Source organism: Streptomyces sp. 35G-GA-8 (assembly GCF_023534745.1).
Classification (GTDB): Bacteria; Actinomycetota; Actinomycetes; order Streptomycetales; family Streptomycetaceae; genus Streptomyces.
Genome location: NZ_JAMHJQ010000004.1, coordinates 414,221 through 436,282, shown reverse-complemented (window position 1 = coordinate 436,282; position 22,062 = coordinate 414,221). Strand labels below are relative to the sequence as shown.

Annotated in this window: 16 protein-coding genes; 8 read left to right on the top strand and 8 right to left on the bottom strand. The window is 71.4% G+C overall.

Features of this window, described 5'->3' with window-relative positions:
• The first annotated feature begins 68 nt into the window (after positions 1-68).
• The 7 genes from M1203_RS11100 to M1203_RS11070 all read left to right on the top strand — a co-directional run bounded on the left by M1203_RS11100 (position 69) and on the right by M1203_RS11070 (position 9,168).
• Positions 69-1,667 (top strand): dynamin family protein, encoded by a 1,599-nt coding sequence (locus M1203_RS11100; protein ID WP_249949623.1) that lies wholly within the window; start codon positions 69-71, stop codon positions 1,665-1,667.
• A gap of 314 nt (positions 1,668-1,981) precedes the next feature.
• Positions 1,982-3,880: a GTPase gene (locus M1203_RS11095; protein ID WP_374402678.1), complete on the top strand. Its 1,899-nt coding sequence runs from the start codon at positions 1,982-1,984 to the stop codon at positions 3,878-3,880.
• Between the two features lie 103 nt (positions 3,881-3,983).
• On the top strand, positions 3,984-4,517 hold the full coding sequence (locus M1203_RS11090) for a single-stranded DNA-binding protein (protein WP_249949406.1): 534 nt from the start codon (positions 3,984-3,986) through the stop codon (positions 4,515-4,517).
• A 222-nt stretch (positions 4,518-4,739) separates the two neighbouring features.
• Positions 4,740-6,164: a Cys-Gln thioester bond-forming surface protein gene (locus M1203_RS11085; RefSeq protein WP_249949405.1), complete on the top strand. Its 1,425-nt coding sequence runs from the start codon at positions 4,740-4,742 to the stop codon at positions 6,162-6,164.
• A gap of 199 nt (positions 6,165-6,363) precedes the next feature.
• Positions 6,364-8,028 (top strand): energy-dependent translational throttle protein EttA, encoded by a 1,665-nt coding sequence (gene ettA, locus M1203_RS11080; protein WP_249949404.1) that lies wholly within the window; start codon positions 6,364-6,366, stop codon positions 8,026-8,028.
• A gap of 1 nt (position 8,029) precedes the next feature.
• On the top strand, positions 8,030-8,473 hold the full coding sequence (locus tag M1203_RS11075; RefSeq protein WP_249949403.1) for a thioesterase family protein: 444 nt from the start codon (positions 8,030-8,032) through the stop codon (positions 8,471-8,473).
• Entirely contained in the window at positions 8,470-9,168 is a 699-nt protein-coding gene (locus tag M1203_RS11070; RefSeq protein ID WP_249949402.1) for a hypothetical protein, read from the top strand. The genes M1203_RS11075 and M1203_RS11070 overlap by 4 nt, the downstream gene beginning before the upstream one ends.
• 76 nt (positions 9,169-9,244) lie before the next feature.
• Here M1203_RS11070 and M1203_RS11065 read toward each other — a convergent pair whose 3' ends face one another.
• On the bottom strand, positions 9,245-9,649 hold the full coding sequence (locus M1203_RS11065; protein ID WP_249949401.1) for a globin: 405 nt from the start codon (positions 9,647-9,649) through the stop codon (positions 9,245-9,247).
• A 151-nt stretch (positions 9,650-9,800) separates the two neighbouring features.
• On the opposite strand from M1203_RS11065, the gene M1203_RS11060 reads away from it, so the two are divergent.
• Positions 9,801-10,886: a methyltransferase domain-containing protein gene (locus tag M1203_RS11060; protein WP_249949400.1), complete on the top strand. Its 1,086-nt coding sequence runs from the start codon at positions 9,801-9,803 to the stop codon at positions 10,884-10,886.
• Here the strand turns inward: M1203_RS11060 and M1203_RS11055 are convergent.
• The 7 genes from M1203_RS11055 to M1203_RS11025 all read right to left on the bottom strand — a co-directional run bounded on the left by M1203_RS11055 (position 10,867) and on the right by M1203_RS11025 (position 21,893).
• Positions 10,867-12,042, bottom strand: coding sequence for an FHA domain-containing protein (locus tag M1203_RS11055; RefSeq protein ID WP_249949399.1), 1,176 nt, complete (start codon positions 12,040-12,042; stop codon positions 10,867-10,869). The two genes, M1203_RS11060 and M1203_RS11055, sit on opposite strands and share 20 nt — an antisense overlap.
• 100 nt (positions 12,043-12,142) lie before the next feature.
• Positions 12,143-13,504, bottom strand: coding sequence for a VWA domain-containing protein (locus M1203_RS11050; protein WP_249949398.1), 1,362 nt, complete (start codon positions 13,502-13,504; stop codon positions 12,143-12,145).
• A 150-nt stretch (positions 13,505-13,654) separates the two neighbouring features.
• Positions 13,655-15,154, bottom strand: coding sequence for a PP2C family serine/threonine-protein phosphatase (locus M1203_RS11045; protein ID WP_249949397.1), 1,500 nt, complete (start codon positions 15,152-15,154; stop codon positions 13,655-13,657).
• Positions 15,155-15,157: 3 nt separating this feature from the next.
• Positions 15,158-17,881 (bottom strand): serine/threonine-protein kinase, encoded by a 2,724-nt coding sequence (locus tag M1203_RS11040; protein WP_249949396.1) that lies wholly within the window; start codon positions 17,879-17,881, stop codon positions 15,158-15,160.
• Between the two features lie 106 nt (positions 17,882-17,987).
• Positions 17,988-19,319 (bottom strand): hypothetical protein, encoded by a 1,332-nt coding sequence (locus tag M1203_RS11035; protein WP_249949395.1) that lies wholly within the window; start codon positions 19,317-19,319, stop codon positions 17,988-17,990.
• 85 nt (positions 19,320-19,404) lie between these two features.
• Entirely contained in the window at positions 19,405-20,463 is a 1,059-nt protein-coding gene (locus tag M1203_RS11030; protein WP_249949394.1) for a glutamate ABC transporter substrate-binding protein, read from the bottom strand.
• A gap of 17 nt (positions 20,464-20,480) precedes the next feature.
• Positions 20,481-21,893, bottom strand: coding sequence for a hypothetical protein (locus M1203_RS11025; protein ID WP_374402671.1), 1,413 nt, complete (start codon positions 21,891-21,893; stop codon positions 20,481-20,483).
• Positions 21,894-22,062: the final 169 nt, after the last annotated feature.

Genomic DNA, 22,062 nt, shown 5'->3' with positions numbered 1-22,062 from the left:
CGGCGCGCAGGGATGTCCATACGCTTCAAAAAGGCTCCAAAATTGGGCATTCTTCGCATGTGGTGACCTTGGACGTACGGCCCCAGCTGATCGACGCACTCTCCGCACTGCGCGACCGTGTCGCTGCCGTGCGTCTTCCACTGCCTCTCACCGGGGCGCCGCGTGCCCGGCAGACCAGGGCCGAGCTGCTCGCGCAGCTCGACGACTACCTGCTGCCCCGGCTCAGGGACCCCGAAGCACCTCTTCTCGTGGTCGTCGGGGGATCCACCGGTGCCGGAAAGTCCACGCTCGTCAACTCCCTTGTGGGGCGGCGGGTCAGTGAGGCGGGGGTGCTCCGCCCCACCACACGTACCCCCGTTCTCGTCTGCCACCCCGATGACCACCACTGGTTCGCCGGGATGCGGGTGTTGCCGCACCTGACGCGCGTCTGGCTGCCGCAGCAGGAGGACGACGGGGGGATCGGTACGGACGGCACGGGCCCCGTGGAGCAGAGCGCGCTACGGATCGACACCGCGGCCGCCCTGCCCCGCGGGCTCGCACTGCTCGACGCACCCGACATCGACTCGCTCGTGGTGGAGAACCGGCTGCTGGCCGCCGAGTTGATCTGCGCCGCGGACGTATGGGTCATGGTGACCACCGCCTCCCGCTACGCGGACGCCGTGCCCTGGCATCTGCTCCGTACCGCGAAGGAGTACGACGCGTCCCTGGTCACCGTCCTCGATCGGGTGCCGCACCAGATGATCGACGAGGTGTCACGGCAGTACGCGGCGCTGCTGACCCGGGCCGGGCTCGGCGACGTACCGCGGTTCACCATCCCCGAACTGCCCGAGTCCGCGGGCGCCGGGCGGGGCCTGCTGCCCACGACCGCCGTCGCACCGCTGCTCGCCTGGCTCGCGCACCGGGTGCAGGATCCGGCGGCTCGTCAGCAGGCCCTGGTGCGCACCGCGGCCGGGGTCATCGACTCGCTGAACGCGCGGATGCCGGAGCTGGCGGGGGCGGTGGCCGCGCAGTACGCCGCCGCCGTGCGGCTGACGGGCGCGGTCGAGGAGGCCTACGGGTCCGAGGGCGAGCGGGTGCGGCGGCAGCTCCAGCGCGGGGCCGTGCTCGCCGGGGACGCGCGCACGCGCTGGCGCGGCTACCCCCGGGACAGTTCGGCGCGTGAGCTGCTCGACTCACTGGTGGAGAGCCTGGGTGCCCTCCTCCAGTGCGCGGTGGCCGCGGCCGAGGAACGGGTGGAGGAGGTATGGCGGCGTGAGCCGGCCGCCGGGGCGCTGCCCATGCCGGGACCGGACGGGGAGACGGCGGAACGGGTCGGGATGGCCGTACGCCGCTGGCGGCGCGTCCTTGAGGAGTTGGCCGAGGAGGAGATCCGGCAGCTCGAACGGACCCCCGCGCCCGACGCGGAGACCGTCGCCGCCCTGCTCGCGGCGGCCCTGCTCGGGGGCCGGCGCGCCCGGCTCGCGGGGGAGCGGCTCGCGGAGCGGGTCGGGGCGCACGTGGCGCTGCGGCTGCGCGACCGGGGCGGCGAGTTGGTGACGACGTACATCGATCGCGTACTGCACGCGGAGCGCGACCGGCGGCTGGGACCCCTCGACGCGCTTGAGGTGACCCCGGAGCCGCAGGCCGAGTTGATCGCCGCGCTGTCCGTACTCCAGAGGGAAAGGTGACCGATGTGTCTCAGGTGACTGATGTTGCTGATGGGGCCAACGAGATCGACGAAGTCAATGGGGTCGATGAGTCCGGCAGGTCTCATGAGGCCGACGGAACCGACGGAGCCGACGACGCCGACAGAGATGACAGCGCTGACGGAGCCGACGGAACTGACGGAGCCGGCCCGGCTGATGCTGACAAGGCTCCTGAGAACGGAGTGGAGGGCGTCGAGGACTCCATGGAACCCGGGAAGTCCCCGATGTTCGCGAAATTCATGAAGCCCGCGAAATTCATGAAGTCGGCGAGATCCGCGGAATCCAATGGGCCCGACGTGGCCGCGGAGGTCCAAGAGGTCCAAGAGGCACGCGAATCCGCGGAGTACGCCGAGTCGGTGGCGTATGCCGAGTCCGTAGAGTCCGCGGAGTCCGCGGAGTCCGGGGAGTACGCCACGTCCGTCGAGTACGCCGAGCCCGCCGCGCTCCCCGCCCCCGACGAGTCCGGCCCCGCCGCGGGCAGCTGGGACGACGGGCTGATCGCCCGCCGCGCCTCCGAGAAGGACTCCCTGGACGGCCTCAGGGGCGTGGACGGTCTCGACGGCATTCCGGGCGCCGGTTCCGACGAGTCCGAGGCCCACACGCCCATCGGAGGCGCGTACGGCGGCTCGCTGCGCCTGCGCCTCGATGCCCTGGGCGAACTGGTGGGACTCTCGCGGACCCGGCTCGACGGATCCGTACTCGCCGAGGCCGGGCGCGTACTGGACGAGGCGTCCGCCCGGCAGCGGCTCTCCTCGCGCCATACCGTCGTCGCCATCGCGGGAGCGACGGGCAGTGGCAAGTCGACGCTGTTCAACGCCCTGGCCGAGGTGCCGATCTCGGAGACGGGCCTGCGCAGGCCCACCACCTCCGCGCCCATCGCCTGCGTCTGGTCCGAGGGCGCGGCGGGGCTGCTCGACCGGCTGGCCATCCCCGGACGGCTGCGGCGCAAGCCGCTCGCGGGCGGGGACGGCGACGAGGAACTGCACGGCCTGGTCCTCGTCGATCTTCCGGACCACGACTCGGCCGTAGTCCGCCACCGTGAGCAAGTGGACCGGGTGCTCGCGCTCGTGGACGCGGTGATCTGGGTCGTCGACCCCGAGAAGTACGCGGACGCCGCGCTCCACGAGCGCTATCTGCGGCCGCTCGCCGGCCACGCGGAGATCACCTTCGTCGTGCTCAACCAGATCGACCGGCTCCCCGGCGAGGCCGCCGACCAGGTGCTCGACGATCTGCGCCGGCTGCTGGACGAGGACGGGATGGCCCTTGGCGAACACGGCGAGCCCGGCGCGACGGTGCTCGCGGTATCCGCGCTCAGCGGGCACGGCGTGGGCGAACTGCGTGAGCTGCTGGGGCGGTTCGTCCAGGAGCGGAGCGCCGCGGAACGGCGGCTGTCCGCCGATGTGGACGCGGCGGCGTGGCGGTTGCGGTCCGCGTATGTCGCCGAAGGGCGCGCCGGACTCGGCGAGCGCTCCCGCGAACAGTTCGCCGACCGGCTGGCCTGGGCGGTCGGCGCGGTGGCCGCGGGCCAGTCGGCGGAGCGCGCCTGGCGCAGGAACGCGGGCCGCGCGTGCGGGACACCCTGGCTGAGGCTGTGGCGGTGGTACGAGTCGACGCGGATGCCCGGCGGCAAGGCGCAGCGGCCCCCGGCGATCGCGGAGGAGGAGCTGACGGCACGTCAGCGGGTCGAACAGGCCGTGCGTACGGTGGCGGAGGAGGCGTCCGCCGGGCTGCCAGGACCCTGGGCGCACTCCGTGCGCGAGGCGGCGGCACGCGGCGCGGAGGGGCTGCCCGAGGCGCTGGACGATCTGGCGATGACGGCGGCCACCCCGAGCAGCCGGCCGCCGCGGCCCGCCTGGTGGCCGGCGGCCGTGCTGGCACAGGCATCCATGACGCTGCTTCAGATCTTCGGCGCACTCTGGCTGGTGGGGCAGATCATCGGCGTAATGGAACCGGGACTGCTGCCGCCCGTGCTGGTGATGGTCGCCGGGATCGTCGGCGGGCCGTTCGTGGAGTGGGCGTGCGGGGCGGCCGCGATGGGGCCGGCACGGCGGTACGGGCAGGACGCCGAGCGGCGGCTGCGCGAGGCGGCGGCGGCCTGTGGGCGGGCGAGGGTGCTGGACCCGATCTCGGCGGAGCTGATGCGCTACCGAGAGGTGCGGGAGCAGTACGTGACCGTTTCCCGCACCAGCGGGTGACGGGGTTTTCCACAACTCACAGGTAATACACAGGCGGCAGCGCGTTCTTTCCATCCGGTCCAGCATGGGATCAGTCAATGCAGCCGGACGGGGAGAGGCCGTTATGAACGACACCGTGGTAACCGTGGTGGGGAATGTCGCAACGGGTGTGGAATTCAGGGAGTCGGCCACGGGCGGGGTGGCCCGCTTCCGATTCGCGGTGACGGGGCGCCGGTGGGACCGGCAGAAGAACGGCTGGGCCGACGGGCCCACGAGCTTCTACACGGTGTGGGCGTGGCGGACGCTGGGGGCGAATCTGGCGGCCTCGGTCTCCGTCGGTGAGCCTCTGGTGGTGCACGGCCGATTGCGGGTGCGGGAGGACGAACGGGAAGGGCAGCGCCGGACGTCCGTGGAGATCGACGCGGTGGCGGTCGGACACGATCTGACGCGCGGGACCGCCGCGTTCAGGCGTGTGACCAGGGCCACTCCCTCCTTGACGGAGCGTCACAAGTCCACGACGGAGGGGGAGGAGCGGGGGCGGGCGCGGCCTCAAGGGCCGGATCCGGTGCGGCTTCCGGTGCAGCTTCGCGTCTCGGAGGGGACGCCGGACGTGGCACCCGCCCGCGCGCTGGTCACGGCGTCGACCGCGTTTTCCTGAGCGGAGGTTGTGGAGACATGTCGATATACTCGGTCGCATTGCATAGCTCTGCCGGAGTGTCGATAACGATTCCGATTCGGAACGGTTATCAGAGTGCGTGAGTGGACTCCGGTGGTTCGCGCCGTCCATAGGATTCGCAGTACTCACGGGGCACTTGAGTCTGCTGGCGAGGCATCCCCCCACGCGTTCGACGCGGAAGAATCTCGCCCGAAGGGGAATTCTGTGTTTTCTGCGATATCTGCGTCATCCGTACGGAAGCGAGGCGCCGCCCGTCTCGCCGCCGCGGTACTCGTCTCGGGTCTGGTGGCGATGGGCTCGGTGGCCGGCGCCGGCGCGGCCTCCGCCGACGAGGTCCCGCAGCACCAGGGTGGCGCCGCGGCCACCCTCGACGGACTGAAGACCTACGACGGCGCCGTGCTCCACACCGACGGCAAGGACCAGCAACTCCCCGCCGGACTGTTCGAGATGACCGTGGACGGCGGCGGCAAGCTCAAGACGTACTGCATCGATATCCACAACCCCACACAGGACCAGGCGAAGTACCTGGAGACCCCCTGGAACCAGACCTCGCTCGGCGCCAACAAGAACGCCGGCAAGATCCGCTGGATCCTGGAGCACTCCTACCCGCAGATAGACGACCTCTCGGCGCTCGCCAAGAGCGCGGAGACCGGGCCTCTCACCGAGAAGACGGCGGCGGCGGGCACGCAGGTCGCCATCTGGCGCTACTCGGACAACGCCGATGTCGACGCCAGCGACCCGGCGGCCGAGAAGCTCGCCGACTGGCTGGAGAAGAGCGCCCAGGACGCCGCCGAGCCCAAGGCGTCCCTCACCCTTGAGCCCGGCGCCGTCTCCGGCAAGGCCGGTGAGAAGCTCGGACCGATCACCGTCCGCACCAACGCCGCCGGTGCCACCGTCACGCCGCCCGCCGACGCCGCCGCCAGCGGCGTCACGATCACGGACAAGGACGGCGCCCCGGTCACCACCGCCGTCAACGGCACGCAGCTGTACTTCGACGTGCCGTCCGACGCCTCCGACGGCACCGCCGCGCTCGGTGTGCAGGCCACCACCTCCGTACCGGTCGGCCGGGCCTTCGCCGGTGTGACCAAGAGCCAGACGCAGATCCTGGCCGGGTCCAGCGAGTCCACCGTCTCGGCGACGGCGACCGCGACATGGGCCGAGCAGGGCGCGATCCCCGCCGTGACCGCTCAGAAGAACTGCGCCGAGGGCGGCGTCGACATCACCGCCACCAACAAGGGCGAGGAGCCGTTCGTGTTCGAGCTCAAGGGCACCGAGCACTCGGTCCCGGCCGGTGAGTCCAAGACCGTCACCGTCCCGGTCGGCGAGGACGAGGCGTACGACTTCACCATCACCGGGCCCGCCGGGTTCACACAGAACTTCAAGGGCGTCCTGGACTGCCTGACCACCAGCGACTCGGGCCCCGTGACCCAGCAGGAGTCCGCGCAGCCTCTTCCGGCCTCGGCCGGCGGCTCCTCGGCCGCCGCCACGGACAACCTCGCGGAGACCGGCTCCTCCAGCGCCACCCCGATCATCGCGGGCATCGCGATCGCGCTCGTGGTGCTCGGTGGCGGCGCCGTCTTCCTCCTCCGCAAGAAGAACGCCTCGACGCCTCCGGCATCCGGAGAGTGAGGTACGTCTCGCGCTGAGTGAGACCCCGCAGCCAGTGGCCCCCGGTACGCACCCGCGTACCGGGGGCCACTGGCGTGAGAGCCGTCCGGGGAGCGGTACTGGTTTCCATCAGGGGATGGACATGCGGCAAGATGGCGTGTATCTGCCCTCACGCGGCGGAGCCGCACATTGGCCCTTCTCGATTGCCGGACGGTTTCTCTTGGCTGAGTACATCTACACGATGCGCAAGGCGCGCAAGGCGCACGGCGACAAGGTCATCCTCGATGACGTGACGCAGAGCTTCCTGCCGGGCGCGAAGATCGGTGTGGTGGGTCCGAACGGCGCCGGTAAGTCCACTGTGCTGAAGATCATGGCGGGTCTGGAGCAGCCGTCCAACGGCGACGCGTTCCTGTCCCCGGGATACACCGTCGGCATCCTCCTCCAGGAACCGCCCCTGGACGAGTCCAAGACCGTGCTGCAGAACGTCCAGGACGGCGCGGCCGAGATCATGGGCAAGCTCAACCGCTTCAACGAAGTGGCCGAGCTGATGGCGACCGACTACTCCGACGCGCTGATGGAGGAGATGGGCAAGCTCCAGGAGGACCTCGACCACGCCAACGCGTGGGACCTGGACACCCAGCTCGAACAGGCCATGGACGCGCTCGGCTGCCCGCCCGGCGACTGGCCCGTCACCAACCTCTCCGGTGGTGAGCGCCGTCGCGTCGCGCTCTGCAAGCTGCTGCTCGAAGCCCCCGACCTGCTGCTCCTCGACGAGCCCACCAACCACCTGGACGCCGAGTCCGTGCAGTGGCTGGAGCAGCACCTCGCCAAGTACCCCGGCACCATCGTCGCCGTCACCCACGACCGGTACTTCCTCGACAATGTCGCCGGGTGGATCTGCGAGGTCGACCGCGGCCGTCTCCACGGCTACGAGGGCAACTACTCCAAGTACCTGGAGACCAAGCAGGCCCGCCTCAAGGTCGAGGGCCAGAAGGACGCCAAGCGCGCCAAGCGGCTCAAGGACGAGCTGGAGTGGGTGCGGTCGAACGCCAAGGGGCGCCAGGCCAAGTCCAAGGCCCGACTGGCCCGTTACGAGGAGATGGCCGCCGAGGCCGACAAGATGCGGAAGCTGGACTTCGAGGAGATCCAGATCCCGCCGGGCCCGCGGCTCGGCAGCGTCGTCGTCGAGGTGGAGAACCTCTCCAAGGCGTTCGGCGAGAAGGTTCTGATCGACGACCTGTCGTTCTCGCTCCCGCGCAACGGCATCGTCGGGGTCATCGGCCCGAACGGCGCCGGCAAGACTACGCTCTTCAAGATGATCCAGGGCCTGGAGGAGCCGGACTCGGGCTCCATCAAGGTCGGCGACACCGTCAAGATCAGCTACGCCGACCAGGGTCGCGACAACATCGACCCGAAGAGGACGCTGTGGGCGGTCGTCTCCGACGAGCTGGACTACATCAATGTCGGCAATGTCGAGATGCCCTCGCGCGCCTATGTCTCCGCCTTCGGCTTCAAGGGCCCGGACCAGCAGAAGCCGGCCGGTGTGCTCTCCGGCGGTGAGCGCAACCGGCTGAACCTGGCGCTGACCCTCAAGCAGGGCGGCAATCTGCTGCTCCTCGACGAGCCGACGAACGACCTGGACGTCGAGACGCTGTCCTCGCTGGAGAACGCGCTGCTGGAGTTCCCCGGCGCGGCCGTGGTCGTCTCCCACGACCGGTGGTTCCTGGACAGGGTCGCCACGCACATCCTGGCGTACGAGGGCGAATCCAAGTGGTTCTGGTTCGAGGGCAACTTCGAGTCGTACGAGAAGAACAAGGTCGAGCGGCTCGGCGCGGACGCCGCCCGTCCGCACCGCGCCACCTACAAGAAGCTGACGCGAGGCTGAGATGGCCCGCCACTACTACAGCTGCCCGCTGCGCTGGTCGGACATGGACGCCTTCGGGCATGTCAACAACGCGGTCTTCATCAGTTATCTGGAGGAGGCCCGGATCGACTTCATGTTCCGGCTGGCGCCAGGGGACGGCTCGCCGTCCTTCTCCGGCGGGTCCGTGGTGGCCCGGCACGAGATCGACTACAAGCGGCCGTTGGTCCACCGGCACGAGCCGGTGACCATCGAGTCGTGGGTGACGAAGATCAACGCCGCGTCGCTGACGATCGCGTACGAGATCAAGGACGGTGACGACACCGACCAGGTGTATGTACGGGCCTCGACCGTCGTCGTGCCGTACGACCTGGCGGCCGGGCGGCCACGGCGGATCACCGAGGAGGAGAGGATGTATCTCCTGAAGTACCTCGACGACGCCGAGAACAAGGACGCGCTCGCGGCATGACCGGGCCCGAACGGACAGTGGAGTTCGCCGACGCGCGGGAGGCGGCCGATCTCGGCGCCTTCCTCGCCCGGCTGATCCACTACGACCGCGCCGCCGCCGTACGGCTCCAGGCCGGGGGCGGCGCGCTCGCCGTCTTCGGCCGGCCGGCGTCCTTCGAGGTGCTCGCCATCCGTACGGCCAGACTGGCCGCGCGGTACGCGTTCGATGTCACCGTCTCGGCCGGGGAACTCCTCGAAGCGATCGACGAGACGGCGGGCAGCGTGGTCGTCCCGACAGCCGTCACCGGCCCGCCCTGGGCCGGGGTGCTGCCACCGCGCGGCGGCTGGCGGCAGATGCCCGGACTGCCGGGCACGGACGCCATGCGCCGTGCGCTGACCGTCGCGGTCGCCGAATTCCGGTCCCGGGACGAACGGTTGACGCCCGGCGACGGGACGCGCGCGGAACGCGACCGGATCGGCCGGGAGATCTGGTCCCGGACCCTCGGCGACACCCATCTGCCGCTGCGTGCGGTGCACGCGGCGCGGTCGCTGGGGTTCCTGCGGCCGGTCCGCGCCATGGTCCCGGCCGCGGCGCCCGTCGAGGAACAGCCGGTGGCGCTGCTGGAGTCGGGCCGCTGGCTTCGGCTCCGTACGCCGTACGGCTCGATCGCGGTACGGCGCGAGGGGATCGGCGGCCTCACGGTCACCCCGGTCTGAACGGGACCTCGGGGATCGGGGAGCTCACGGACGCGCGGGGTCGGCGCGTCCGTGCGTCGGTGCGACCGGGGAGGGATCAGCCCGGTGTGTTCACCATCGAGGCGGCGGCGTACGTGAGGTAGTCCCACAGCTGCCGCTGGTGCGCCTCCGAGAGCTCCAGCTCCTCGACGGCCACCCGCATGTGCTTGAGCCAGGCGTCGTGCGCGGCGCTGTCCACCGTGAACGGGGCGTGGCGCATCCGCAGCCGAGGGTGGCCGCGGTTGTCGCTGTAGGTGCGGGGACCGCCCCAGTACTGCATCAGGAAGAGGACGAGCCGCTCCTCGGCGGGGCCCAGATCCTCCTCGGGGTACATCGGCCGCAGCAGCGGATCCTCGGCCACCCCCTGGTAGAACCGGTGGACCAGGCGCCGGAAGGTCTCCTCGCCGCCGACCTGCTCGTAGAAGGTCTGCTCCTGAAGCGTGCCTCGCGGAATCTCGTTCACCTGTCCATGGTCTCAGACGGACCGGCGGAGGACCTCAGCCCTAGGACCGGTTGTCCGGCGCCGGTCCTCCTCCGCGGGAACTGTCCGAATAGTGGCGCGCAGATGCCAAGGCCCACTCGCTTCCGGGCCGCTCACCCAGGACAGTGGAGAGATGGGCGCACACCGGGAGGACGTGTACGGGCCGGACGAGGCGGATGTCGCCGACGCACGCGCCGGACTGATCCGGGAGATCGCACTGACCGGGGCGCTCGACGACCCGGCCTGGCGGGCGGCGTTCGAGGCGGTACCGCGCCATCTCTTCGTGCCGTACTACTTCGTCGGCCGGCCCGGCGGCTACGACCGGCTGTGGTGCGGAGACCCCGACCCGGCGCGGCGCCGCCGCTGGCTGCGCGGGGCGTACGCGGACGGGCCGCTCGCGACCCGGGTGCGCGACGGCGAGTTGATCTCCTCAAGCAGCCAGCCCTCGCTCATGGCCCGGATGCTGGTGGAGCTGGATGTACGGGACGGGGACCGCGTCCTGGAGATCGGCGCGGGCAGTGGCTACAACGCGGCCCTTCTCTGTCACCGGCTGGGCGACGCACGTGTCACCACCGTCGATGTCGATCCGGAGATCACCGAGTCGGCCCGGGGCCATCTCGCCACGGCCGGTTACCGGCCCGCCGTCATCACCGGTGACGGCGCGCGCGGCTGCCCTGAGCGCGCTCCGTTCGACCGGATCATCGCGACCTGCACCCTGCCGTCGGTGCCGACGTCCTGGTTGGCGCAGTGCCGGCCGGGAGCACGGATCCTGGCTCCGCTCGCCACCGGGCTGATCAGCCTTGTCGTCGGCAGTGGACCCCACGGGAACGGGACCCATGGGAACGGCGCACATGGGGGTGGGGGAGGGCGCGGCGAAGGGGAGCGCGGCACCTGTGCGGAAGGGCACTTCCTGAACACCGCCGCCTACTTCGTACCGCTGCGCGGCGTGCCCGGGAGCAGGGCCCTGGCACGCCGGCCCCTCGGCGGACTGCCGAGGCGCGCGAGCGAGAACGAACTCTTCCGCTTCCTGCTGACCCTGACCGCGGGCAGCCTGGATCCGCACGAGGCGCTCTCCCTCTGGGAGCGAGAGCGCCGCCCGGAACGGGACCGGTTCGGCGTCACCATCACCGGCGGCCGTCAGTGGGCCTGGCTGGATGACCCGGCGGGGCCGTACGTATGGCCCCTCAGCCCTGGTGGGGTCAGCCTCGACGGATCGTGATCGTCGTCCAGGCGCCGACATGCACCCGGTCGCCGTCCTTGAGCGGGACGGGGACATAGGGCTGTATCGGGTCCTCGGCGCCATTGATCGTGGTGCCGTTGGTGGAGTTCTGGTCGACCACCGCCCAGCTGCCGTCCGGCTGGTGGACCAGGACCGCGTGCTGATGCGAGACGCCCGGGTCCTCCGGCGGGACCGACAGGTCGATCTCCGGCGACTCACCGGTGGAGTGCCGGCGACGGCCGATGGTGACCTGGTTCCCGGCCAGCGGCAGACGCTGCTCGGGGGAGTACGCGGGCAGATTCAGCCCGGTGGCCTCGGGGCCGCTGCGCTGCATCATCGCCATGAAGTACTCACGGTCGGGGCCGATCACCGCGGTCCAGCCGGCCGGCGGCTGCTGGTACTGCCGCATCGGGTCGTGCTGCTGGGGCACCTGGGCCCGTGCGTGTGCCTGCGACTGCTGTGACGACTGCGACTGCGCGTGCTGCTGCGATCCCGGGGCCCCTGGCTGGGCCGGGGCCGATGCCGCCGAGGGCGGCGGCAGCATCCAGTCGTCGTCACCGGCCGGCCGTGTCGGCGAGGGCGCCTGCGGAGCGGCGGACCCCTGCTGGAAGGCGGGCGGGGGCGGCGGTCCCTGCTGCTGATACGGCGGCGGGGGCGGCGGCCCCTGCTGGTGCGGGTTCTGCGGCGAGGGCGCGGAGGGCGGCGACGGCGGCTCGGGCGACAGCGGCTCGGCGGGCCGGTTCAGCTGCGACGGGCGCGAACTCTGGTACTCGTACGGATCCGCCGGCGGCCGGGGCGGCTGCTGGGCCTGGAAGCCCGGCGGCAGGTTCAGTCCGGGCACGGGGCCGCCGGGGCCCGGCTGCTGCGGAGCCAGCGGGGTGTACGACGTCGCCGTGTTCGTCAGGAAGTTCCAGCGGCACTCCTCGCAGAACGGAGCCATCGGCTCGCGCGGAGTGCGGCACTGCGGGCACAGCTCGGCCTGGACGGTGGCGTTGGGCCCCGGCCCCGGCGGGTAGCCGTAGCCGGGCGCGGGCGGCGGCGGGGGAGGCGGCGGCGGTACGGCACCCGTGGGAGCGCCGGGTCCGGCCATGCGATGGCCACAGACCTCGCACCAGTCGTCGGAACCCGACTGGTGTCCGTTCGGGCAGGTCGGCATGTCGGCGCTTCCCCCTCTCCTCGTTCGGCCCGCAGGCCGCTGTTCTCTGTGTCTCCGGGCCGCGGACTCTTCGTTACGCGGTGACGCGGTGATGCGGTTACTACTGCTTCTTGACGCGAACGGTCTTGGTGGAGCGCGTTTCGAGGGTCATCTCGTCCGCGTCCGCGACCTTCGCCTTCAGTCGCACAGTACCTGTCGCCGCATCGACGACGTCCACCACCTTCGAAAGCAATTTCGCGGTATCGGCGTTCCCCGACGAGGCGGCGAGCTGCACCGCGCGTCCCAGTTTCGCGGTCGCGTCGTCGAAATCGCCCGACTTGCGGGCGTCCAGACCCTGTTGGATGACTTGCGCCAGTTCGGCTTGACCCGTGTAGTGCGCGACCTGGGGGTTTATCGAGGTGGAGGCCGCCATGTCATCCGTCCACACCGCTCGTACCAGCCCCTGGGACAGCACCTCGGGGGCTCCGTCGCCCGGCGCGGGAAGGATCAGCGAGACCCGTGCGGCCAGCATCTCCTGGCCGATGCCGGCCTCCGGAACCCGTACACACACGTGGTAATCGCGCGATTCGTCACCCCAGGAACCGGTGGGATAGTCCCCGGCCCGGGGCCCCGCCTCCGTACGGCGGCCGGTCAGATCCTCGACCGTGGGCGCCACCTGCTTGATGAAGGCGATCTCCACGCCGACAGGTGTCCACAGCCGCAGCGCCACATCCGCGACCTCCTTGCCCATCGCGTTCTCCATCATGCTGGTGAAGTCCGCTGCCAGACCCGCCGGGTCGGCGACGATATCGGCCGTCCCGAGCAGCGCGGAGGCGATGGCCGTGACCTCCTTCACCTCCCAGTCCGTGCCGACCCCGCGGGCGTCGCAGGTGAACCGGCCCGCGCAGGAGTCGAGCGCGGCCCTCAGATCCTCCGGCGCCTCGTGCTCGTTACGGCCGTCGGTGAGCAGGATGCCGTGCCGGATCGCGACATCGGCGGTGGACAGCAGCCGGTCGGCCAGCCGCAGCCAGGTGCCGATGGCCGTACCGCCGCCCGCGCTGAGCCGGCGCAGCGCCTCCTTGGCCTGGGCTCTGGTTCCTCGGTCGGCGATCGCGAGTCTTCCGTTGCCCGGGAAGACCTCCTTGGCCACATGCGTACCGCCGACGATCGCGAAGGCGACGCCGTCGCGCAGGGTGTCGACGGCGGCGGCCGTGGCGTCGCGCGCGTTGCGCATCTTCGTCGGCGGGTAGTCCATGGACCCCGAACAGTCGACCATGATCACCACGGCCGCGTTCGGGCCCTGCCGGGGAAGGGCGGAGGGCGTGGACGAGGCTCCTGTCAGGGGCACTCCACCGGTGGTGCCGCCGCCCGTCGAGGTGACCGTGACGATCGCGTTGACCTCGCGCCCGCCTTCCGGCAGGTACTCGTTCTGGTACACGTCGACGGAGAACCGCGGCACGTTCGACTTGGAGAAGTTCGCCATCTGTATCGGCTCCTTGACGCTCCACACAGCAGAGACAAGTCAGTGAAAGGGGCAGTAAAAGGTCTTCCGTTGATCAGCGATTGGTCAGTAATCGGTCAGTGATTGTTCATGATTGGTCTGTTTCGGGGCATGCGTGACCGAAAACAAGACTCACGTCGAGCTGTAGGCGGATCCTGCCCCTTGCGACGGCAGGGCGAACGGCAGCACCGCCACTGTTACGTTGTCGTGGCCCCCACCGTCGAGCGCGTGTCCGACCAGTACCTGGGCGGCGTGCAGCGGCCGTCGCGCCGCGTCGGCTGGCAGGGCCCTGGCCATCTCGTCCGCGCCCTCCGCGTAGTTCCACAGCCCGTCCGTGCAGACCACCACCACACCGGGGCGGTCCGGCTTGAACGACGCCGTGTGCGGCTCCAGTTCGTACGCGTCGGCGCCGAGCCAGCCGGTGATGGCGTGGGCGCGGGCGTCCGCGTACGCCTCCGCCTCGTTCATCAGCCCCGCCGCGACCATCTGCGCGGCCCAGGAGTCGTCCTCGGTGAGCCGGGCGGGCGGGCCGCCGCGGTCGTCGGGGACCCAGTAGACCCGGCTGTCGCCGACCCAGCCGACGACCAGCAGACCGCTCGCGACCACCGCGCCGACGATGGTGCACGCGGGGGCGTTCTGGTGGCGGTGCGGGTCATGGTCCCGCCCGCCCGGGGCCGTGGCCAGGGCGTTGACCGCCTCGGCCGCGACCACGATCGCGTCGTGCATCGACTGCTGGGGATGCGTACCGCGCTCCAGCGCGGCCAGCAGCGACTCGTTCGCCGCGCCCGCCGCCGCCGCCGAGGCCTCGTCGGGGCGGGTCGCGGACGACACACCGTCGCAGACGACCGCGACCACGGCGGGGGAGCCGTCCGGCAGGGCGGCGGACGCCACGGCGAACGCGTCCTCGTTGCGGTGATGCCGCAGGCCGCGGTCGCTGACCGCCGCCACCGCGCCCAACTCCTGCTCCACATGGTCACGTTCGCGTGGCTGGGCGTGGCCGCAGTTCTCGCAGTAGCCGTCCGTGTCGACCCGGCCGGCCCGGCAGGCGACACAGAGCTTGCCGCCGGCCGGGAGGGCCGCGCCGGGGTCCGCGGTGCGCGGGTCGGTGGCCTTCCCGTGCGTGCTCTCCGGGCCGGCGCTCTCGGAGCCGGCCCTCTCCGGGCCCGCGCTCTCCTGGGCCGTGTTCTCCGCGGGCGTGCTCTCCGGGGCCGCGTAGTCGCGCGCCGAGCTGTCACGGATCAGGGCGCTGGGCGCGGGCAGTTCGAAATCACCTGGATGGGCGGGCAGCCGCGAGCCGCTCGACTCCAGTCCCGGCAACTCCTCGGGCAGCTGCGGCGGCGGTGTGCCCGAGCTGTCGGTCCCCGAGACCGTGGGCCACTCCACACCGGCCGCCGGAGCACCGGCCGCCGGAGCACTGGCCACCGGAGCGCCGGCCACCGGCGTGTCGGGCGCGCGCGTGTCGGGGACCGCCGGTCCCAGGCCGTTCATGACGAGGGTCGGTCTGTCGTCCGGGCGCGGCGGCACGACCGACAGGTCGTAACCGCACGCGCCGCAGAACAGGTCGCCGGACTCCAGCGGCTCCTCGCAGCTGGGGCAGGTCGGCAGCTGCGCCGACTTGGGCTTCTGGGACATCAATCACACCCACGTCCGGGGGCGGAAACGGTTGGCCCGTTCCACCAGTTCGATCCTCTCCTCGCCGCGCTGAGCGAGCCGGGCGAGCACCCGGTACGAGCGTTCCAGTCCGAAACGCAGCCCGCGCTCGTCCAGTTCACTGCCGAGCAGTACGGCCCGCACCGGACGGGAGCCGGGACTACCGGAGAGTACCCAGTCCAGGGCCGTCCCCAGTACTTCCGTCGACAACTGCTCGCGCCGTACCGCGTCCAGACCGAACTGCTGAAGCGCGGACACTTGATGGGCCGCCGCCGTGAGATCGTCGATCAGCGGCCCCTCCTGGCCGGGACCGGCGGCGGCCGTCGGCGCTCCACGCTGCCGGAGTCTGGCCCGTACGGCCGCGACCCGCGCCGCCGTGTAGTGGATCGACGCCTCGGGCACGGACTCCAGGGACCGTACGGCGCCGACCCGGTCACCCGCGGCCAGCTGCACCCGGGCGAGACCGAACGCCGCGCTGACATAGCTCGGATCGGTCGTCCAGACGAGGCGGTAGTACTCGGCGGCGTTGTCCAGCTGGCCGAGCACCTCGGCGCAGACGCCCAGGGCCAGCTTCGGGGCCGGTTCGCCGGGGAACGCGTCGTATATCGCGTCGAAGGAGAGCGCCGCCGTCTCGTGGTCGCCCGTGGCGAGCGAGGCGACTCCCCGGTACCAGACCACCCGCCAGTCGTCCGGACGCCGCTCCTCCAGGGCGGCCAGCGACTCGGCGGCCGTGCTCAGTTCACCCATCTCCAGCCGGGCGCGCAGCTCGCGCAGTCCGCGCTCCAGGGAGTCGGCGGGGGCGGCGGCCAGCGCGGTGATCAGCTCGGCGGGTGCCGAGGCCAGCAGACCCGCGAGGAAGCCGGCGTTCGGGTCGTTCGGATCGACTCGCGGTACGGGCAGGGCCAGCGCGACCGCGCGGGTGTCGAGCGGCGCGAGCCGGGGCACGCCCGAACCCGCGGCGCCCATTGCGAGCGCACCGGAAGCCATCCCGCCCGGAGTCACCGCACCGGAAGCCATCTGGCCAGGACCCGGCTCGGAGCGGGGCGAGGGCAGATACGGCGGGGCCGCCGGGGCGAGTCCACCGGCCCCCGGCGCCAGGGCCGGCGCGGCTCCCGTCCCGTCGCCGCCCGGGAGAGCCGGGCCCGTCCCCGCCGCTCGGGCGCGCCGCCCGAACAGGCCACCGCCCCGCGCCGGTTCGGCGCGTACCCCCAGCCGTGAGACCTCCTCGGTCAGCTCCGCGAACAGCTCAGTGTCCGTGACCCGCAGCTCGGGACCGAACAGCGTGGACAGCGAAGGACGCGGACGCCCCGTCTGCAGCGCCACCACCTCCCGCAACACGCCCGTCAGCTGCTCCGCCATCTCCTGCGCCGACGAGAAGCGCCGCGCCGGGTCCGGGTCCGTCGCGCGGACCAGCAGCCGGTAGAAGGACTCGTACGTCCGGAAGACCTCGATGTTGTCCGGGTCGGGGAGCGAGTCCACGAACACGTTCGTGTAGCCCTGGAAGTCGAAGGTCAGCACCGCCAGCGTGCGGGCGACCGTATACAGGTCGGAGGCCACCGACGGGCCGAGCTCCGCGACCTCGGGCGCCTGGTAGCCGACGGTGCCGTAGATCGCCGACTCGTGGTCGTCCATCCTGCGGACCGCGCCCATGTCGATGAGCTTGAGCTGATCCTCGGTCTGGATCGCGTTGTCCACCTTGAAGTCGCAGTAGAGCAGATTGCGGCTGTGCAGATGGCCGAGCGCCTCCAGCGCCTCGATGCCGTACGCGCAGGCCTGCTCCACCGGCAGCGGATCGCGCCTGCCCGCGGCCGTGCGCCGCTCGTTGGCGATCTCCTTGAGCGACTTGCCGCCGACGTACTCCATGACTATGTAGCCGTCCATGGAGCCGGTCCGCTGGTCCAGATGTTCCACGAAGTTGTAGATGCGGACGATGTTGGAGTGCTCGATCTCCGCGAGGAAGCGGCGCTCGGAGATCGCGGCCTCCATGGCGTCCTGGTCGCCGGTGTCCAGCAGGCCCTTGAGCACCACCCAGCGGTTCGAGACCGCGCGGTCGATCGCGAGATAGACCCAGCCCAGACCGCCGTGGGCCAGACACCCCACCACCTCGTACTGGCCGTGCACGACATTGCCCTCGTGCAGCTTCGGCACGAACGAGTACGGGTGCCCGCACTTGGTGCAGAACCCTTCCGTACGCCCCGGCCGGTCCCCCCGCGCACGGCCCACCGGCGCCCCGCAGTCCGAGCGTGAGCAGAACCGCTTGCGCTCGGGCACTTCCGGGTGCTCCATCACCGCGGAGCGCGGGTCCGGACGCGGTACGTCCGGTACGGAGACGAGGCCCGCGCCGAGGCGGTTACGGCCAGAGGCGGCCGTCGACGAGCCGGAGCTGCGTACCGACACCGACTGGGTCGACAGCCGCCCCGACAGGGTGCGCGAGAGCCGTCCTGAGACCGAGCGCCGAGACGTCGAGGAGCGCGAGGAGCCGCGCGAGGAGGTCCGCGCGGAGGAGCCGGACGAGGAGCGCCCGGACGCGCCACGCCCGGAACCGCTGCTCCGTCCGCCGCCCGTGATGCCGGTGGGCGGCGAGGACAGCGATCCGTTGGGCGAGACGACGGGCGCCAGACCGCAGGTGTCGCAGTACAGCTCACCGCCGCCCATGTCCTCGTAGGAACCCTCGCAGCCGGGGCGCTGGCATGCGTTCGTCCCGCTCATCTGTCCCCCCGTTGGCCCGCCGGCATCTCTGCCGCGACTCGCTCCGTCGTCCGTCTCCCGGCCGTCCGTCCCCCGGCCGTGATCCCCGCCACCGCGTGCGGCGCCCTCATGTGTCCCCCCGGCGGTCGGCGGGGCCGGGCCCGCCGGGGACCAGCACATCCGCCGCCGCCCGCTGATAGCGCAGCACCGCCTCCTCCGCCACGCGCAGATCGCAGGGCGCGCTCCACAGCATCCGGCGCGCCGCGTCGTACCGCTCGATCAGGACCGGGTCCTCGGCCAGTCCGTGCCGGGCGACCTTCGCCTTGTACGCGTCCAGCCGGCCGCGCAGCTCCGCGCGGACCGCGAGCGGCGCCGTGACCGCGGTCAACGACTCGCGGGCCCTCAGCAGTTCGTCCTCGGCGTCCCGCTCCAGCGACTCCAGGAGCGGTGAGAGCCGGTGCCACTGGGCGTGTCTGCGGTACTCGGCGGCGGTCGAGAGCCGCTCCTGAAGGGCCGTCGGCGGACCGCTCACGGCGGGCACCTCGGAGGCGGCGATCTTCGCCAGCACCTCGCCGCGCGCCGACCGGGCCTCGGTGAGCGTACGGTCCGCCCGCGACAGTACGTCCCGCAGCCGCATCAGCCGCTCCTCGGAGTCCTGGCGCACCCGCAGCACCGCCTCGATCTCCCGCCGTACGTCCTCCAGCGCGCGGGCCGCGCGGTCGTAGCGCTCGGTGTCGGGCCGGCCGCCGCCCGGGGCCGAACTGCCGGGCGCGGGCCGCCAGAACGCCAGCGGGTCGGAGACGACCTGGTCGCGCAGCATGCTCAGTTCCTGAGTGATCGACTCCAGGTCGTCACCGGCCGGATGCTCGCCGGGCCGTACGCCCACGGAGTGCGCGAGCGAGCGGGTGCGCCGCAGCTCGGCGGCGAGCAGATCGATGCGCGCGGGCAGCGCGGACCACACCGAGTCCGCGGCCACGACCATGTCCAGCGACGACGCGTACAGCTCGTTCATCCTGGCCACCAGCTCCGCGAGCGTGAAGCGCTCGGTGAGCCTGGCCGGACCACCGAGAGGGGCGGGCCGCGCTCCTGCGGCGCCCGCGACCACGACACCGCGGCCGCGCAGCGTCTCCGTCAGCTCCAGCAGATCGTCGCGGTTGGGCCAGCGTCGTCTGGCGCGCGCCTCACGCGCTCCGTTCAGCGCCGCGGTGTAGCTGTCGAAGTACGTCCAGAGCAGGGTGATCGACAGCTCGGCGGTGGCCCAGCGGTCCTTGGTGACACCGGTCAGCTCGGCGCCTTCGAGGAGCCTGCGGCCCGCGTGGTCCTGGAGGGCGAGCAGCGAGGTCTCGATCGCCTCGTACTCCGCTTCGAGGCGTGACAGGGCGCGGTCCACCTCGTCCCGGTCCATCACCGGTCCCGGTGGCCTCCCCGTCGAGTCGGGGAAGGAACCCGTGACGCCCATCGCTCACCTCTCCGCTCGTCTCTTCAGCCCTGTCGGCGCGGGGAACGGCCCGGCGCACCGGCCGGCACGCCGCGTGTCCGGCCGCCTAGTCCTTATACGTGGCCGTGGGCGGTTTCGTGATGCCCGGCAGCCCCGCCGCCAGCCACCGCTCGTACGACTTCATCCAGGGGCTTTCGGGCCCGCCCGCGCGGTACTCCTCCAGCACGTGGTTCACCCGGCGCACCAGGTCGTCGTTGCCACGCTTGGCCGCGACACCGTAGTACTCCGGCTTGAGCGGCTTCCCGCGCAGCTCGACGGCCGGGTCCTGGGCCGCCTGGCCCGCCGCGAGTGCGTTGTCCGTCATCAGGGCGTCGACCTCGTCCAACTGGAGCCGGACCAGACAGTCGAGCTGGTTGGGCACCGTCAACTGATCCTTGTCCGAAGGCTTCCCCTCATTCTCGTCCTCGAATATCGCGCCGAACGACTCGCTCTTCAGCGTCTCGTTCGCGATCGAACCCTCGGCCGTGCAGACCCGCTTCCCGGCCAGTGACTCGTCGTACCCCGTGATGGTCGACCCCTTGGGGACCAGTATCTGCTGGCCCGTCTGGAAGTAGGCGGTGGAGAAGGAGACGTCCTTGAGCCGGTCACAGGTGATCGTCATCGTCCGGACGACGAGGTCCACCGTGCCACTCTTCAGCGCCTCGGTTCGCTGGTTGGTGGGGATGGTACGGAAGACGATGGCGTCCGGACTGCCCAGTATGTCCGCCGCTATGGCCTTCGCGAGATCGATGTCGAAGCCCTCCAGATCGCCGGTGTCCGGGTTGCGGGCGCCCCAGCGGTAGCTGTTCTGATCGACTCCGACGATCAGCTTCCTGTCATCACCCTTACGGTCTCTGATCGCCTTGACGCCCGGGGCGTTGTTGTTATTGACGGGCCGGAGACTGGCCTCCGGGGACGGGCAGTCGTCGGCCTTCGCCGGCAGGGCCGTGGAGGTGCGCTGCTCGGAGCTCTCCAGCCCCTCCGAGGTCGTATGGGCCAGTGGCAGCAGGGTGATCACGGCCGTCAGCACACAGGCGCCCGCCATGGCCGAGACACCGCCCCAGCCACGGAGCCCGCGGAACGGGCCGGGTCCGCGGAGCCGGCGCGGCCTGTCCGTCGAGGTCATCCCGTCCCCTTCCCCTCTCACCGGTACTCCGAGAGCCTGCGGCCGATCCCCAGGATCGCGCCCACCGCGGCCACCAGCGCCAGCGCGCCGGCCCCGATCGCCAGACCGTTCAGCGCGCCGAGACCGTCCGAGGCGTAGGAGTCGAACTCCTTCTGCTCCAGCTCGATCGCCAGCTTCAGGGACGAGTCGACCTGGCGGAAGGACTCGCCGGTGGAGTTCTCCGTACCGATCACCTTCGCCAGCGCGGTCTTGTAGTCACCGGTCTTGTCGGCCGCGCTGGCCAGGGCGTGGCGCCCGCGCCATTCGGAGACCGAGGCGATCGCGTCGTCCACCGGTGCCCGCCCCTCGCTGTTGTCGGCGAGCCCCTTGGCCCTGCCGAGCGCGGCGCTGAGCTCGTCCATGCCCGTGTTGTAGTCCGTCTCGTACTTGTCCTTGTTGTCCTCGTTGAGGACGGCGCCCCTCGCGACCAGTGTGAGGTTCTCATTCGCGCGGGCCTTGAGCGAGTTGATCCGCGCGTCGTTGAGGACCTTGAGCGACGCCTGGCCGTGCGTCTGCGCGTTGTCCAGCTCCGAGCGGGCCACGGTCTGCGCGGCGGCCAGCCAGAGCAGCAGGACAGTGGAGGCGGCGGTGGCGGCGAGCAGGCCGTGGTTGAACACCCTGTTCGTCCGCAGATAGTTGCGCCGCTGCGCCCAGAAGAGGCCGCCGAACGCCACCGCTCCCAGCGCCGTCGACACGTACGGCCACAGCCGCGCGTCGTCGTTGTCCGTCACGAGCCGGTCCGTCTCCGCCGCGTACAGCTTCTCGGCGGCGGGCAGCAGTTCGTTCGTCATCAGCTGGTTCGCGTACCGCAGATAGGCGCCGCCCAGCGGCAGTCCCTGCCGGTTGTAGGCGCGGGCCTGCTCGATCAGACCGGTGTAGCGGGGAAGTCCCTCGTTGAGCGTGGCGATCTGACGGCCCGACTCGCTGGCCCCGTCCGTGTGGGTGGCGGCCGTGATCAGCAGCCCGGACGCGGTCGTGATGTCCGTGCTGTACGTCTTCCGCACATCCGCGGGCTCCGGCGCGCCCGCCAGGAAGCCGCTCGCCGCGGCCGTGTCGGCGTCGGCCAGCGAGCGGTAGATGTCCGCCGCGTCCACGCTCAGCGGCTGACTGCGGTTCACCACGTCGTCGGCGGCGGTGAACCGGTCCGACGCCTCCCATGCCGTCACCGCCCCGAACGCGACGACCAGCAGGGCCAGGGCGGCCCCGATGATCCGCAGTCGGCCGGGCTCGGTCGTCGCGGCGGCGCGCAGCCGCTCCGAGGCCTCGGCCCACGCCGCCCGCCGCGCGGGCACCGGACCGGTCGGCGGAGCCGACGGTGGCATCGGCGGCCGCGCGGGCGCGTGCTGCGGAGCCGACGGTGGCGCGGGGCGCACATTCGGCGGGTTTGTCACGTGACCTCCCCCTCGGTCATGGACATCGGCGGCCCGCCCCCTGCGGGTCGGAGGACAACTCCAGGTCAGCAGTATGGCCGCAGGCACTGACAACTACACCAGGGTTGACTGGATCTTGTCCTTCTCGCGCCGACCGCGGCCGGTCGATCTCCCCACCATCTCCTCTTCA

What these genes read in the sequence shown, in the direction of transcription:
- M1203_RS11040 (WP_249949396.1), bottom strand. Translation starts at nt 17,881, where the DNA reads ATGAGCGGGACGAACGCATGCCAGCGCCCCGGCTGCGAGGGTTCCTAC.
- M1203_RS11045 (WP_249949397.1), bottom strand. Translation starts at nt 15,154, where the DNA reads ATGTCCCAGAAGCCCAAGTCGGCGCAGCTGCCGACCTGCCCCAGCTGC.
- M1203_RS11075 (WP_249949403.1), top strand. Translation starts at nt 8,030, where the DNA reads ATGGCCCGCCACTACTACAGCTGCCCGCTGCGCTGGTCGGACATGGAC.
- M1203_RS11055 (WP_249949399.1), bottom strand. Translation starts at nt 12,042, where the DNA reads ATGCCGACCTGCCCGAACGGACACCAGTCGGGTTCCGACGACTGGTGC.
- M1203_RS11030 (WP_249949394.1), bottom strand. Translation starts at nt 20,463, where the DNA reads ATGACCTCGACGGACAGGCCGCGCCGGCTCCGCGGACCCGGCCCGTTC.
- M1203_RS11070 (WP_249949402.1), top strand. Translation starts at nt 8,470, where the DNA reads ATGACCGGGCCCGAACGGACAGTGGAGTTCGCCGACGCGCGGGAGGCG.
- M1203_RS11035 (WP_249949395.1), bottom strand. Translation starts at nt 19,319, where the DNA reads ATGGGCGTCACGGGTTCCTTCCCCGACTCGACGGGGAGGCCACCGGGA.
- M1203_RS11060 (WP_249949400.1), top strand. Translation starts at nt 9,801, where the DNA reads ATGGGCGCACACCGGGAGGACGTGTACGGGCCGGACGAGGCGGATGTC.
- M1203_RS11050 (WP_249949398.1), bottom strand. Translation starts at nt 13,504, where the DNA reads ATGGCGAACTTCTCCAAGTCGAACGTGCCGCGGTTCTCCGTCGACGTG.
- M1203_RS11090 (WP_249949406.1), top strand. Translation starts at nt 3,984, where the DNA reads ATGAACGACACCGTGGTAACCGTGGTGGGGAATGTCGCAACGGGTGTG.